Source organism: Caulobacter sp. SSI4214 (assembly GCF_012184455.1).
Lineage (GTDB): Bacteria > Pseudomonadota > Alphaproteobacteria > Caulobacterales > Caulobacteraceae > Caulobacter > Caulobacter vibrioides_E.
The window spans coordinates 62790-76938 of record NZ_SZWJ01000013.1; the positions used below are offsets into that span (position 1 = coordinate 62790).

General features: G+C 67.8%; 11 protein-coding genes. 6 read left to right on the plus strand and 5 right to left on the minus strand.

Annotated elements, in window-relative coordinates; translation table 11 throughout:
- Positions 1 to 1161, minus strand: coding sequence for an efflux RND transporter periplasmic adaptor subunit (locus FCU40_RS06090; RefSeq protein WP_168073671.1), 1161 nt, complete (start codon positions 1159 to 1161; stop codon positions 1 to 3).
- A gap of 421 nt (positions 1162 to 1582) precedes the next feature.
- On the opposite strand from FCU40_RS06090, the gene katG reads away from it, so the two are divergent.
- Entirely contained in the window at positions 1583 to 3781 is a 2199-nt protein-coding gene (gene katG / locus FCU40_RS06095) for a catalase/peroxidase HPI (RefSeq protein WP_168073673.1), read from the plus strand.
- A gap of 14 nt (positions 3782 to 3795) precedes the next feature.
- On the opposite strand, the gene phnX is transcribed toward katG, so the two are convergent.
- The 4 genes from phnX to FCU40_RS06115 all read right to left on the minus strand — a co-directional run bounded on the left by phnX (position 3796) and on the right by FCU40_RS06115 (position 9157).
- Complete coding sequence (phnX, locus tag FCU40_RS06100; RefSeq protein ID WP_168073675.1) at positions 3796 to 4650, minus strand: phosphonoacetaldehyde hydrolase; 855 nt, start codon at positions 4648 to 4650, stop codon at positions 3796 to 3798.
- Positions 4647 to 5792: a TIGR03364 family FAD-dependent oxidoreductase gene (locus tag FCU40_RS06105; protein ID WP_168073677.1), complete on the minus strand. Its 1146-nt coding sequence runs from the start codon at positions 5790 to 5792 to the stop codon at positions 4647 to 4649. The genes phnX and FCU40_RS06105 overlap by 4 nt, the downstream gene beginning before the upstream one ends.
- A gap of 320 nt (positions 5793 to 6112) precedes the next feature.
- Positions 6113 to 6829, minus strand: a complete 717-nt coding sequence (locus tag FCU40_RS06110) for a phosphatase PAP2 family protein (RefSeq protein WP_004615490.1) — start codon at positions 6827 to 6829, stop codon at positions 6113 to 6115.
- A 12-nt stretch (positions 6830 to 6841) separates the two neighbouring features.
- Positions 6842 to 9157, minus strand: a complete 2316-nt coding sequence (locus tag FCU40_RS06115) for a TonB-dependent receptor (RefSeq protein WP_168073679.1) — start codon at positions 9155 to 9157, stop codon at positions 6842 to 6844.
- Between the two features lie 342 nt (positions 9158 to 9499).
- On the opposite strand from FCU40_RS06115, the gene FCU40_RS06120 reads away from it, so the two are divergent.
- The 5 genes from FCU40_RS06120 to FCU40_RS06140 all read left to right on the plus strand — a co-directional run.
- Positions 9500 to 10177, plus strand: coding sequence for a response regulator transcription factor (locus FCU40_RS06120; protein WP_004615492.1), 678 nt, complete (start codon positions 9500 to 9502; stop codon positions 10175 to 10177).
- On the plus strand, positions 10164 to 11501 hold the full coding sequence (locus tag FCU40_RS06125; RefSeq protein ID WP_168073681.1) for a HAMP domain-containing sensor histidine kinase: 1338 nt from the start codon (positions 10164 to 10166) through the stop codon (positions 11499 to 11501). The genes FCU40_RS06120 and FCU40_RS06125 overlap by 14 nt, the downstream gene beginning before the upstream one ends.
- A 95-nt stretch (positions 11502 to 11596) precedes the next feature.
- Positions 11597 to 12571 carry a YncE family protein gene (locus FCU40_RS06130; protein WP_168073683.1) on the plus strand — a complete coding sequence of 325 codons (975 nt, stop codon included), beginning with the start codon at positions 11597 to 11599 and terminating at the stop codon, positions 12569 to 12571.
- Positions 12568 to 13923 (plus strand): TolC family protein, encoded by a 1356-nt coding sequence (locus FCU40_RS06135; protein WP_168073685.1) that lies wholly within the window; start codon positions 12568 to 12570, stop codon positions 13921 to 13923. The genes FCU40_RS06130 and FCU40_RS06135 overlap by 4 nt, the downstream gene beginning before the upstream one ends.
- A partial coding sequence (locus tag FCU40_RS06140) for a hypothetical protein (RefSeq protein ID WP_206677300.1) occupies positions 13920 to 14149 on the plus strand: 230 nt, incomplete at its 3' end. The genes FCU40_RS06135 and FCU40_RS06140, both read left to right, overlap by 4 nt.

Consider the following 14149-nt stretch of genomic DNA (forward strand, 5'->3'; position numbering starts at 1 on the left):
TCAGCCGCCCTTCGCGCCGGACTTTTCGCCGCCCTTGCCGTCGCCGTCCTTGCGCGGCTTGATCTTCTGCGGCGCATCGGCCGGCACCGGCTTGATGGGCGCGTGCGGTTTGATCTTGCCCAGCCCCTGGGTGATGATCTTGTCGCCTGGGTTGAGGCCTTTGGTCACCACCCAGAAGCTGTCCTGGGTGCGACTGGCGACGATCTTGCGCGCCTCGGCGGTATTGTCCTGGCCGACGACGAAGACCGTGGCGTTGCCCTTCGGATCCCGCGAGACCGCCGATTGCGGGACCAGGAAGGCGCTGTTGTCGACCGCCTGGGCGAACCTGGCGCGCACGAACATGCCAGGCAGAAGCAGCCCCCGCGGATTGGGCATCCGGGCGCGAAGCGTCACCGTGCCGGTGCTCGGGTCAACGACGACTTCCGAAAATTCGACGACGCCCGTTTGGCCATAGTCACTGCCGTCTTCCAGGGTCAGGCTGACCTTGGCGCTGGCCGGGGTCGCGCCGCCGGCCGCCAAGGCCCGACGAAGGGCCAGCATGTCGGCGCTGGATTGCTGGATGTCGACATACATCGGATCCAGTTGCTGGATGGTCGCCAGCGGATTGGCCTGGTTGGCGCTGACCAGCGCGCCGACCGTATAGAGAGACCGGCCGATGCGTCCGCTGATCGGCGCCGGCACGGTCGTGAAGCGCAGATTGATCTTCGCCGTTTCCAACGCGGCCTGCTTCTGAGCCAGGGCCGCGCCGGCTTGGCGGGCCGAGGCCACGGCGTTGGTGTAATCCTGCTTGCTCACCGCCTCGATGGCGACCAGCGGCTTGTAGCGCTCGGCCAGGGCGTCGGCCGCCTCGCGATTGGCGCGCGCGCTCTCGACGTCGGCCTGCGCCTGATTGGCCGAGGCGCGATAAAGGCTGGGATCGATCTGGTAGAGCGGCTGCCCCTGCTTGACGAAGGCGCCTTCGGTGAACAGGCGCTTTTCGATCACGCCCGAGATCTGCGGACGCACCTCCGAGCTCTGGTAGGCCACGGCGCGGCCGGTCAGTTCGGTCGTCAGCGGCACGCCCGTCGGTTGAACCACGATATAGCCCACCGTCGTCGGTCCCTTGCCGGGCCCGCCCTTCTTGGCGTCTCCCTTGGGCGCGCAGGCCGCGAGAGCCGTCATGAGAAGGAGCGCCGTGCATATGGACGCGGCGCGGTATGACGCAACCCGACGGTGATGAAACAAGACGACCTCTTTGTCTTTCATGACGTCCGGACCGAACCGACGACGGCCTTATAGCCGCCGAATCCTCCCCGGTCCCAGGGCATCGGCCATGCGCCGCGCGCCACCGAATTGCCCCAAAGCGCCATCGCGGACGATGCTCTATGACGCTTAGTTTGCAGGATCATGTCGTCGCCGTAGCCAAACCGCGCGACCGAGCACGGACGCGGCGGACAAGGCCATTCAATCCGAGCGCGATCACGCCAAGACTTCCTCTATGGTTTCGATAAGAACAATCAGTTTTACCTATGCGCGTTGAAGGCGCTTTTTAGTCCCGTCGGGAAACGACAGCCGGCGGACGCCGAAGCGGAGAAAGACGACGATGACGACGAAGGTCGAGGACAGCGCCGGAGGCCAATGCCCGATAGGGCACGGACGTAACGGCCGGGGAAATCGAGACTGGTGGCCGCAAAATCTGCGGCTGGACGCTCTCAATCAACATGCCCTCCGCTCCAATCCGATGGGCGAGGATTTCGATTACGCCGAAGCGTTCAAGGCCCTGGACCTGGACGCGGTGATCGCGGATCTGCACGCGCTGATGACCGACAGCCAGCCGTGGTGGCCGGCCGATTTCGGCCATTATGGCGGTCTTTTCATTCGACTGGCCTGGCACAGCGCCGGCACCTATCGCGTCAGCGACGGCCGCGGCGGAGCGGGCGGCGGCCAACAGCGCTTCGCGCCTTTGAACAGCTGGCCGGACAATGCCAACCTCGACAAGGCGCGCCGCCTGCTGTGGCCCATCAAGCAGAAGTACGGCCAAAAGATTTCCTGGGCCGATCTCTACGTGCTGGCCGGCAACGTCGCCCTGGAGTCCATGGGCTTCAAGACGTTCGGTTTCGCCGGCGGTCGCGCCGATCAATGGGAGCCGGAGGAGCTCTACTGGGGGCCGGAGGGCTCTTGGCTGGGCGATGAACGCTATAGCGGCGAACGTCAGCTGCATCCCGCCTTGGGCGCGGTGCAGATGGGGCTGATCTACGTCAATCCGGAAGGCCCCAACGGCAATCCCGACCCGTTGGCCTCGGCTCGCGACATCCGTGACACCTTCGCCCGGATGGCGATGAACGACGAGGAAACCGTCGCCCTGATCGCGGGCGGCCACACCTTCGGCAAGACCCACGGCGCGGGCGATCCTTCGCTGATTGGCCCAGAACCCGAAGCGGGCGCGATCGAGGACCAGGGCCTGGGCTGGAAGAGCCAGTACGGCTCTGGCGTCGGGGCCGACGCCATTACCGGCGGTCCCGAGGTGATCTGGACCCAGACGCCGACCCGATGGAGCAACCACTTCTTCGACAACCTGTTCAAATACGAGTGGGAGCTGGACGAGAGCCCGGCCGGCGCCAAGCAATGGCGGGCCAAGAACGCGGCGGCCGACATTCCGGACGCCTATGACCCGTCCAAGAAGCACGTGCCGAGGATGCTGACCTCGGACCTGGCCCTGCGGTTCGACCCGGCCTACGAGAAGATCTCGCGCCGCTTTTATGAGAACCCCGACCAGTTCGCCGACGCCTTCGCCCGCGCCTGGTTCAAGCTGACCCACCGCGACATGGGGCCGGTTCAGCGCTATCTCGGCCCGCTGGCGCCGAAGGAAACCCTGATCTGGCAGGATCCGATCCCCGCCGTGGACTACCCGCTGGTCGACACCCAGGACGTCCAGGCGCTGAAGGAGCGGATTTTGGCGACGGGCCTTTCGGTCTCGGAGCTGGTTTCGACCGCCTGGGCCTCGGCCTCGACCTACCGCAAGTCGGACAAGCGCGGCGGCGCGAACGGCGCGCGGGTCCGTCTGGCCCCGCAGAAGGACTGGGAAGTCAACGATCCGCCCGTTCTGGCCAAGGTTCTGACCGCGCTGGAGGCCGTCCAGACCGCGTTCAACGCTTCGGCGGGAGACGGCAAGACGGTGTCACTGGCCGACCTGATCGTGCTGGGCGGCGCCGCGGCGATCGAGAAGGCCGCCCTGGACGCGGGCGCGCCCGTGCAGGTTCCCTTCGCGCCGGGTCGCGCCGACGCCACGGCCGAACAGACCGACGCGGCGTCGTTCGAGCCGCTGGAGCCGCTTTCGGATGGCTTCCGTAACTATCGTCGCGGCGGTCCCCAGTTCATGGCCCCCGAAGAGGCCCTGGTCGACAAGGCTCAACTGTTGGGTCTGTCGGGCCCCGAAATGACGGTTCTGCTCGGCGGCCTGCGGGTCCTGGGCGCCAATAGCGGCGGCTCGAAGGACGGCGTCTTCACCGATCGTCCCGGCGTGCTGACGAACGACTTCTTCGTCAACCTGCTCGACATGGGCGTGACCTGGACCGCGACGGCCGCCAACGCGTTCGTCGGCCGCGATCGCGTCACGGGCGAGGCGCGCTGGACCGCCACCCGCGTCGATCTGATCTTCGGCTCACACGCCGAGCTACGCGCCTTTGCCGAGGTCTATGGCAGCTCGGACGCGCGGGAGAAGTTCGCGACCGACTTCGTGGCGGCCTGGAACAAGGTCATGAACGCCGATCGCTTTGACCTGAGGCCCCATTCAGGGATCTAGCCGGCGACGTCCGATCAAGGGCGCTCGTCAAGCGGCGAGCGCCCTCTTTCGCGCCGGTCGTCAGGACGCTCGCAACGCGCGATCCGATCCTCGATTTCGGCCAGCACGGGCGGCAGGTCGGCGACGGTCTCGACGACATAGTGCGCCCCGGCGGCGCGCAGGGCTTCGGCGGACGCCTCGATCCGCGCGGCGCGCTCGACCTTGGGCAGCAGGGCCAGGGCGCTCTCTTCCAGGCCGACCCCATTGCCCGAGGCCGACAGTCCGATGGTCCAGGCGCCGACCTCCAGCCCCTCCCCTATGCCGACCGTGGCGTCATCGACCTTGACGCAAGCCCGCGCGGGCCAGGCGCCGAGTTCGACCAGAGCCTTCCACATCATCAGCGGCGACGGCCGGCCCGCCGCCGTCTCGCCGGCGCAAACCACGACGTCGGGCGCGTAACCCTCCTCCGCCGCCAGCGGCAAGATGTCGGCCATCATCGGGCGGGTATAGCCGGTGGTCGAGCCGATCCCGACACCCCGCGCTCGCAGGTCGGCGACGACCCGGGCGGCGCCAGGAATCAGCTTGGCGCAGTCGCGGGCGGCGGCCCGCATCTTCGGCTCGACGGCGTCATGCAGACGGTCGACATCGGCCTCGGTCGCGGCGGCGCCATGGCGCTCGCGCCAAACGGCGGCGATGCGCGGCATGGCCAGCAGAGCCCGAACGTGGTCGCGCTTGGCCTTGCCCATGTCCATGCGAGCCTCGGCCTTCGAGATCTCGACCCCAGCCTCGGCGAACACCTCGCGGAGCGCCACGACGGGCGCTCGGCATCCGAAGTCGATCATGGTGCCGGCCCAGTCGAACACGACAGCCCGGATGGCGCTCTGGCTCACGCGGCGGTTCCTTGTTTTGGCAGGTCATAGAGGCCGGCAATGACGTCCTCGGCCAGGCCGAACGCGGTCGAGGCGCCCGTGCCGCTGGTCACGGTGACCAACCGCACGCGCGGCATCGGCGCTTCCACCAGGCTATGCCCCCGGGCCGAGGCGTAGGTGCCGGTCCAACGCTCCAGCACCGGCGGCGGCGCCTGGCCGAACACCTTGACGAACTCATCGAGGATCAGGGCGTCGACGTCGTCGCGGGCGAAGGGATCGGGCGTCGGCGCATAGTGGTGGCTGTCGCCGACCACCAGCGAACCATCGGCGCTCTGCACGACGATCAGGTGGATTCCGTGCTCCAGATGAGCGGCCTGTTCAGCCTCGAGCCGGGCGCGCAACGGTTCGGCCTGTGGCAGATCGGCATAGCCGAGATAACGGATCAGGCCGAGGTCGGACATCACCGGCGCCGGCAGCCGCCAGCCCGGATCCGCCAGCCTCAGCATCTGCAGCTTGCATCGCGTCACCTCGGCGCGCGCGAAGTGCTCGGGAAACAGGGTGATAAGGTCGTCGCCTGGGCAAACGATGATGTTCTCGGCGCGGACCGGCCCGTCAGAAGTCTCCAGACGCCCGGTCTCGACGCTCCGCACCGCGACGCCGCGCCGGAAGGTCACCCCATGCGCGGTCTCCAGCCAAGCGGCGAGACGCGGGATGGCGGTGCGCGACTCGACGCGCAGATCGACCGTGCTGGCCAGGGCTCCCAACACGCGGCCCCCGCCCGGCAGCCGCTCGCCGAGATCGCCGGCGTCAAGCCATTGGCACCCTTGCGCCATCTCGGTCTCGAGAAAGGCCTTCAGAAGGGTCTTGGCCTCTGGCCGACGCGCGACCATCGTGAGGCCGCGTTGCAAGACCTCGATCCCGGCGGCGGGCGCGATCTCGCTCCACACCTGGGCCGACCGACGCGCGCGCCGCCACACCTCGCCCCGAGCCTGGCCCGTCACCGTCACGAAACCAAAATTGCGCACCGAGGCGCCATTGGCCTGGGCGTCTCGGTCCAGGACGAGGACTCGTTTGCCAAGCCGCGCCGCCGCCAGAGCGTGGGCCAAGCCCACGATGCCCGCGCCGACCACGGCCAGATCGAACTTCTGTTCCAAATCCGTCATTCCTTACCGCCGCGACGGCCTAGATCCCTTGCTAAGACAACCCCGCGACGTCGAGAGGATCCAATGACCCTGTACGGCGGAAGCGGCCTAGAAAATGGAATTCAGGGTCGCCCAAACGGAGCATGACGCGCCGCGCGTCCAGAGCTTTGTGAACTCGTCCGCCATGCGCCGCCATCCTTTACTATCGGGCGCCTTGGTGACACGCGGTTGAAGGTCAGCGAAGTCTTCAGGTCCGTTGACGGCATAGGGCCAAAAAAGTCGAGGCCGGAAGAGGATGAGCCTCTCCCGGCCTGACAAGAACGACCTTCGGATCGGAACGCTCAGGGGGCCAGCTTGGCCGCCGCCAGTTCGGCCGCCGCCGCGTCGCGATCGGCCTTGAAGGCCGGATTGCGCAGCAGCTCCAAGGCCACCGCCGTCCCCAGCACCTGGCCGCCGACGATGTCGGCGCGGAAGTGCATCCCGCAAACCAGACGGCTTTCGGCGTAGGTCTTGGCCCGCGCCAGCAGCGCCGGCGCGTGGCTGGGCGCGATGTCGGCCAGCACGACAGCCATGGAATAGCCCATGGTGGCGTGGCCGCTGGGATAGGAGCTCAGCGGCTCGTCCTCCCGGCTGCAGCTGGCCAGGCTGTTGTCGATCAGCCAAGGCCGCTTGCGCTGGAAGCGGTTCTTGGCGGCGTCGGCGGCGGCCTTCTCCTCGGCCCGGACCTCGGCCATCAGCTTGGCCGTGGCCGGAAGGGCCTTAAGGTCGAATCCCGCGCCCATGGCGTCGGAGAAGATCGAGGCGTTCTTGGTCTCGTCGTCGCTCTTGGCCTGGGCCAGGGTCGCCGGCGTGCGCGCGGCGACCACCGCGCGCAGCTCGGAGAGCTCCGAAGCGGCGGCGGCCGAGCCTTCCGCCGGCGGCGGCGGCAGGATGCGGCTGGCGTCCAGTTCGGCGGACGACAGCAGATGGGCCTTGAGCTTGGCGTCCTGAGCGTGCGCGCCGCCGACCGCGACGGTAGCCAGCAAGAGCGAGCAGAGAATGATGCGCGGCTTGGTCATGATCTCTCTCGCCTAGAAGTTGGCCTTGACGGAAATCTGGAAGTTCCGCTCGGGCTGGAAGTAATATTGGTCGTAGTCGGTGGTCTTGCCCTGCTTGATGTTCGTGGCCTGCTGGCTGTCGAACAGATTGTAGACCGCGCCCTCGAGACGGTAGCGACCCACGGTGTAGACCACCTTCAGGTCGGCCGATTGGTAGGGCTTGATCCGGTAGGCCGCCGGCTCTCCTTCCGCGGACCACTGCTCGCCCGTGTACTTGTCGGCCAGCGACACCGACCATCCGCCCTGGCGGTACAGCAGACCGACCGCCGCCGTCGACTTCGGCGCGCCGGAGATCTGCTTGCCGCCGGTGATGGTGACCGGCGTCCCGGCGATCGTGGTCGAGGCGCCCTGGGCCTTGGCCGAGTTCAACGAACCGTTGGCGAACACGAACAGGTGGTTCAGCGCCGCGTAGGTCACCGAACCCTCGACGCCTTTGTAGGTGGCGCCGCCCAGGTTGAAGTTCACCGTCTCGGTGCCGACCGTCGTGGTCTGCAGCTTGTTGGTGAAATCGATGTAGTAGACGTCGGCGTCCACGGTGACGCGACCGCCGTGATAGATGACGCCAGCCTGATAGTTGGTGGATTCCTGAGGCTTCAGCTGCGAGAGGTTCGGGTTGACCACCTGGGTGACGCTGATGTCCGGCAGCAGGAAGCCCGTCGCATACTGGGCGTAGGCCGCCAGGTTGTCGGCGATCTTGTAGTTGGCGGTCAGGAAATAGAGCGTCTTCTCGAAACGCTTAGAGTCGTGGAACGGCAGACGCGACTTCTGATTGACGTCGGCGTCGACGAAGATCTTCTCGTTCACGTACTTGACGCCCGGCGTGATGGTCAGCGACGGCGTGACCTTCCAGACGACATCGACGAACGGCTCGTACTGATCCCAGCCCGAGAACTGGTTGTACTCCAGGTACTGGGGCACGCCCGCCAGCACCTTCTGACGATAGTCTGGCGTGCGGCCGCCGTTGGCGCCGATGCCCAGGGTGGCGTCATAGTCCGACCGGAAACGGGGGCCGGTGTCGGCGTGTTCGAGCCAGAGGCCCGCCTTGATCTCGCCGAACGGCACCTGCTGGTTCAGGTGCAGGACGTCGCCGTAGATCTTGTAGACGTTCAGCTTGGTGTAGCCGGGAATGTGGCCGTTGACCGTGGGCTTGCCGCCCGGCGTGTAGGTGATCTGCAGACCCTTGCTGGCGGCGATGTCCGCCGGCGACAGGGTGACGTCCAGGGCCGATTCCGTATCGTTCTTGTAGTAGTAGGAGTAGAGCGTGTTCTCGAGCTTCAGAGTGTCGGTGATGCTGCCCGCGAGACGCGCGTAGTTGAAATAGGTGTGCTTGTTGACGACGTTGTACCCGTAATAGTTCGGCGTCGTGGGATCATTGTTCAGGGCGTAGTTCTTGCCGTACAGCGCGACCTGGGTCAGCGTCGCGCCCGCGTTGTCGCTCTGATAGATCTTGGTGTAGTTCCAGGTGCCCAGAACGGTCAGGGCCCAGTCGCCCTTCAGCGGGATCACGCCGCGGACCAACTGGTTGTAGGCTTTGGCCTTGTTGTAGCTCAGATAGCCGTCGGTGGTCAGTTCCTGGAAGTTGAACAGGAACTTGGCGCCGTTGAGCTGATCGATCTTGCCGGTGCTCAGCTTGGTCACCGCCATCCAGGTGTTCCACGAACCGCCCGTGATCAGCTGCGAACCGCCGCGATCGTCGCTGACTTCCGGCGAGAACAGGTTGACCGAGCCGCCGAACGACGCCACGCCCAGTTGGCTGGCTTCGCCCGGACCGCGATCGACCACGACCGCGCCGACCGTCGACGACGGGAAGAACGAGGTCGAGTGGTGGGTCGGGCCGTTGGCGTCCCCCCAGGGGATGCCGTCATAGGTGATGTTGTATTCGCCGTCCTTGAAGCCGCGCAGCACGGTCTTGGCCTCGCCCAGACCCGGGCCGTTGAACGACGTGCCCGACATGCTGGGCGCGAGATTGATGATCTGGTTGTAGTCGGCCGTGGTCGGCACGAACTGGTCGATCGTCTTGCGGTCGATGATCGCTTGGGGCTGGGTCGCGTTCAGCGAGGTCTTGGTCGGCGCGGCGTCAACGGCTTTGCTGCCGGCCGTGATGACCAACTCATCGACCCGGGTGCCGAAGTCGGCGTTTTCGGGGTCGATCTTCACGGGGTGGGTGCTGTCGGCGGGGTCGCCGGACGCGGCGGCCAAGGCGCCGGTGGCGACGACGCTCGCCGCCAGGATGGAACCCGCCAGCCAGACGGCCCTACGAGCGCGAAAGCGCGACAAAGAAGCTTGCATGATTGATCCCCTAGACCTGATCGACCGGCCGTTGCTTGGTCCGTGTTCGACAGTTGGCGGGTGAGAAACCGCGCGGCGCGGCTAGGGGCAAACCAAGCTTTGGTGACAGTTAAGTGTCTGTTTTTTTACAGTATCCACATTGGGGAAAATCAATCTTTTCGCCACGATGGGGCAAATCGCGGGATGGTTTTATAGAAGTCTTGCGCCCTCCCCATCCAGGTGAGACTCGTTCTCGACAGCTTGGCGGATTGAGCGCGATCGCCTGCTTTTCGGCTCGATCCCAGGGCGGCGGACGCCTTAAAGAGCCCTGACAAGTCTGAAAAATCGGGACACCCTCGCCGCATGAAGCTCTTGGTTGTCGAAGACGACAAGGAAGGCGGCGCCTATCTGCGTCGCGCCCTTTCGGAGGCCGGTCATACGGTTGATCTCGCCGCCGATGGTCGCGAGGGGCTGATGCTGGCGGCCGGCGAGCCCTATGACGTCATCCTGCTGGATCGGATGTTGCCCCAGCTGGACGGTCTGGCGATTCTGCGGACGATCCGGGCGGCGGGCGTGAAGACGCCGGTTCTGCTCCTGACAGCCCTGGGCGGCATCGACGATCGGGTCGAAGGCCTGGAGGCTGGCGGCGACGACTATCTGGTCAAGCCCTACGCCGTCGCGGAGCTGCTGGCCCGGGTGAACGCCCTGGCTCGCCGGCCGCCGCCGCAGGAGACTCCGTCGGTGCTGCGGGTCTCGGACCTCACCCTGAACCTTCTCAAGCGCTCGGTCACGCGCGCGGGCCAGCGCATCGAGCTGCAGCCGCGAGAGTTCCAGCTGCTGGAATATCTGATGCGCCACGCCGGCCGCGTGGTGACCCGGACCATGCTGCTGGAAAGCGTTTGGGACTTCCACTTCGACCCCAAGACCAACATCGTCGAGACCCATATGAGCCGCCTGCGCGGCAAGGTCGATCGCGGCCACAAGCACGAACTGATTCATACGGTGCGCGGCGCCGGATACTGCCTGCGTGAGCCGGACTGAGGTGTTCCGCTCGACCAGCCTGCGCCTGGCCGCGCTCTACACCACGGTGTTCGCCATCTCCGTGGCGGCGCTAGGGGCCTTGACGCTGTTCGCGACGCGGGCGGCGCTATCCGAGCAGTTCGAAGCGCGCATCGCGTCCGAGTCCGCGGCGTTGGCGCAGGAATATCTGACCGAGAGCTTCGCGGGCGTCCTTCAGGCGATCCAGGAGCGCGACCGCACGCCGGGCGCCCTGGACTATGGCCTGCGGGGTCCGCGCGGCGAACCGCTGGCCGGCAGCCTGGCCAAGTCAGACGCGCCACCGGGCTGGTCGACCGTGGTCCTCCCCTCCACCGAGGGCCGGCGCGAACCGGTCCGCATTCTGACCACCCGGCTTCCGGATGGTCATTGGCTGCTGGTCGGCGACGACGAGCAGCGGATCGAGGCGGTCGACGGCGCGGTGCTGCGCGGCTTCGGCGGGGCGTTTGTCGGCTTGGTGGTACTAGGCGTGCTGGGCGGGTTCGCGCTGAGCCGAGACGTCCACCGGCGTCTGGCGGCGATCTCCGGCACGGCGGAAGCCATCATCGACGGCGATCTGGCCCGTCGCGTTCCGGTGCGCGGCTCCGACGACGACCTGGACCGCTTGGCCATCACCATCAACCGGATGCTCGACCGCATCGCCCAGTTGATGGAGAGCCTGCGCCAGGTTTCCAATGATGTCGCCCACGACCTGCGCACGCCCCTGACGCGCCTCCGCCAACGGCTGGAGATGAGCCTCGGCTCCGAGGCCGAGCGCGGCGCGGCCATCGAAGGCGCCTTGACCGACCTGGACGCCATCCTCGACACCTTCGCCGCCCTGCTGCGCATCGCCCAGATCGAGGGCGGCGCGCGGCGCGCGGGCTTCCGGCCGACCGACCTCTCGGCGATCGCCGGCAATGTCGCCGACGCCTTCATGCCCTCCGCCGAGGACGTCCAGCGGATTATCGTCCTCAACGCTCCCTCCCCCTTGCTGATCGAGGGGGACCCCGAACTGCTGACTCAGATGGTGGTCAATCTGGTCGAGAACGCGCTACGCCACACCCCCGCCGGCGCGCGGATCGTGGTCCAGACCTCGCGGCGAAACGGCCTGCCGACCTTGGCGGTCATCGACGATGGTCCCGGCGTTCCAGAGGCCGAGCGCGAGCGGGTCTTCGACCGCTTCCACCGCCTGGAGGCCAGCCGTTCGACACCCGGCAGCGGCCTTGGCCTGGCGCTGGTGGCCGCCGTCGCGAGGCTGCATGGCGGCGAAGCAACCCTGCGCGACGCGGGGCCGGGCCTCGAGGCCCGGGTTTCATTCCCCGCTTTGTGACGGCTTCGCGACCGGAACATTGGCATTTCACAATCCCCCAGCCATGTGGCGGCCAGCCGAGCGCCCCTAGGGCAATCTCTTTCAAGGAGACGACCATGCGCCTCGCCCCCCTCGCCTTCGCCGCCCTTCTGGCGTCCAGCGCCGTCCAGGCCGCCACGCCCGGCTTCCACGTCATCGACCGTATCGCCGGCCCTGACGGCGGCTGGGACTATGTCAGCGTCGAGGCCGGTCGGGCCCTGATCGCCCGCAACGCGGCCGTCACGGCTATCGACCTCAAGTCCCGCGCCGTGACCCCCGCTTTCGCCCCCGCGACCAAAGGTCACGCGGCCTTGGTCGTGAACGACGGCAAGGAGGTCTTGATCACCAACGGAGGAACCGACACCGTCACCTTCGTCGACGCGATCTCGGGCGCGCCGATCGCCTCCGTGGCCACCGGCAAGAAGCCGGACGCGGCGACCTTCGATCCGCGCTCGGGCCTCGTCCTGGTCATGGACCATGCCGGCGGCGACGTGACCCTGATCGATCCCAAGGCCCACAAGGCCGTGGGCGAGATCCCGATCGGCGGCGCCCTGGAGGCCGCGGCGGTCGATGGCGAGGGGCGCGCCTTCGTCAATGTCGAGAACAAGAACGAGATCGTCGCCTTGGATATCGCCGCACGCAAGACGATCGCCCACTACGCCCTGGCCGACTGCGACGGACCGACGGGCATCGTCCACGCCCAGGGGCGTCTGGTCGCGGCCTGCGATGGCTCCGTCGTCGTCGTCGACGCCAAGACCGGCCGTCAACTGCAGACCGTCAAGACGGGCGGCGGCGCGGACGGCCTCGCCTATGATCCGGCCGGCAAGCGCGTCTTCGTTCCGGCGGGCGAAACTGGCCAGCTGGCCGTATTCGGCTTCGCCGGCGGCGTCCTGGCTCTCGAGGAGACCGTTCCGACCGAGGTCGGCGCCCGCACGATCGCCTTCGATCCGGCCAGCGGCCGCGTGCTGTTGCCCTCGGCCGAGGTGACGACGCGCGACGGAAAGCGCGCCGTCGCGCCGGGCACGTTCCATCTGCTCGTCGTCGGCCGATGAAACGACCCACGGCCCAAGCCATCCTGCTGACCGCCGCGTGTCTGGTCGCGGCCTGCGCCCACTACGCGCCCGCGCCAATCCACGCCGAGGCCCTGCCCGATCGCCTGGAGGCCGCGCGCCTGGACCAGAAGCCGCCGGGGGCGGCCTGGACGATGGCCGACCTATTGGCCGCCGCGCTCGCCCGCAATGCTAACGTCGCCGAGGCCGCCGCCAAATATCGCACCGCGCTGGCGGCCGCGAAGGCCGCGCGCGTCGCGCCGGGCGCGACCCTGACGCTGACAGCCGAATACGCCAACGATCCGAGCACATCCTCGCCGTGGCTGTTGGGCGGAGGATCCGACATCCCTCTGGACGTCGGCGCGCGGCGGTCCACGCGGACCGGCATGGCGGATCTCGCCGCCGTCCAGGCGCTGCACGACTACGCCGAAACGGTCTGGAACGTTCGAACCGCCCTGCAACGGGCCGTCGCGGAACGCGCGGCGGCCGACGCGGAGCGCGTGCTGGCGAGCGAATGGACCACGCTTCGACAACAGCGGCTTGACCGGCTGGAGCGCCGTGTCGCCGCCGGCGCCGACGACCGCGCTCTGGCGCTTGCCGCGCGGGCCGATCTCAACGCGGCGCATCGTCGAGAAACCGAGGCCTCCGGTCGACGCCAGGCCGCCGACGCGGCGCTGGCTCAGGCCTTGGGCGTCACGCCCGCCGCCGTAACGGGCCTGGTCATCGCGCCACGGTCGGCGGCGCCAGACCCGTCCGACCTCTCCGGCCGCCGTCGGTCCGCCGCCCTCTCCCGCCGCGACGTCCTCAAGGCGATCATCGACTACGACATCGCCGAAAACGCGCTGCGGCTGGAAGTCGCCAAACAGTATCCGGAGGTTCGCCTCGGGCCCGGCTACACCTGGGAACGGGGCCTCACCAAGCTGCCGTTCAACCTCAACCTGGCGCTGCCGCCCTGGGACATGAACCGCGCCGCGATCGCCCAGGCCGAGGCCAAGCGCGCCGAGGCGGCTCGAACGCTGGAAGCGGTGCAAGCCGCCGCGCTGAGCGCCGTGGATCAGGCCGCCGCGGCGCTGAAGGCCGCCCGAGCCTCGGAAGCGACGGTCCAGCGGGACTTGCCCAACGCCCTGCGCCAAGCCGCATCCGCCGACCGCGCGGCCAAGGCCGGCGAGACCGATCGGGTCGAGGCCTTGCAAGCCGAGGCCGCCGTCGTCGAGGCGCGCCTCGCGGACGGCGACGCCCGCAAGGCCTCGGCCCTCGCCGTCATCGACCTGGAAGACGCCCTGCGCGCGCCCTTCGGTCCGGCCGAGACAGCCGTCCTCGATCAATCGATCAAAGCCCTGGAAGTCCATCCATGAAGCCCGCCCTTTTGGCGCTCGCCCTGCTGGTCGCGCCCCTGGCCGCTCAAGCGGAGCCGGCGATCAAGCTGGACCCAGCCGCCCAGAAGCGCATCGGCGTCGTCGTGGCCCCCCTCGCCGCCGCGCATCGCTCCGACGCCGCGACCGGCTTCGCCCGCGTTTTGGACGTCAGCCCCTTGGCGACGCTAGACGCCGATCTGGCCACGGCCGCCGCCGCCGCCGCCGC

What these genes read in the sequence shown, in the direction of transcription:
- katG (WP_168073673.1), top strand. Translation starts at nt 1,583, where the DNA reads ATGACGACGAAGGTCGAGGACAGCGCCGGAGGCCAATGCCCGATAGGG.
- FCU40_RS06120 (WP_004615492.1), top strand. Translation starts at nt 9,500, where the DNA reads ATGAAGCTCTTGGTTGTCGAAGACGACAAGGAAGGCGGCGCCTATCTG.
- FCU40_RS06135 (WP_168073685.1), top strand. Translation starts at nt 12,568, where the DNA reads ATGAAACGACCCACGGCCCAAGCCATCCTGCTGACCGCCGCGTGTCTG.
- FCU40_RS06090 (WP_168073671.1), bottom strand. Translation starts at nt 1,161, where the DNA reads ATGACGGCTCTCGCGGCCTGCGCGCCCAAGGGAGACGCCAAGAAGGGC.
- FCU40_RS06105 (WP_168073677.1), bottom strand. Translation starts at nt 5,792, where the DNA reads ATGACGGATTTGGAACAGAAGTTCGATCTGGCCGTGGTCGGCGCGGGC.
- FCU40_RS06115 (WP_168073679.1), bottom strand. Translation starts at nt 9,157, where the DNA reads ATGCAAGCTTCTTTGTCGCGCTTTCGCGCTCGTAGGGCCGTCTGGCTG.
- FCU40_RS06130 (WP_168073683.1), top strand. Translation starts at nt 11,597, where the DNA reads ATGCGCCTCGCCCCCCTCGCCTTCGCCGCCCTTCTGGCGTCCAGCGCC.
- FCU40_RS06110 (WP_004615490.1), bottom strand. Translation starts at nt 6,829, where the DNA reads ATGACCAAGCCGCGCATCATTCTCTGCTCGCTCTTGCTGGCTACCGTC.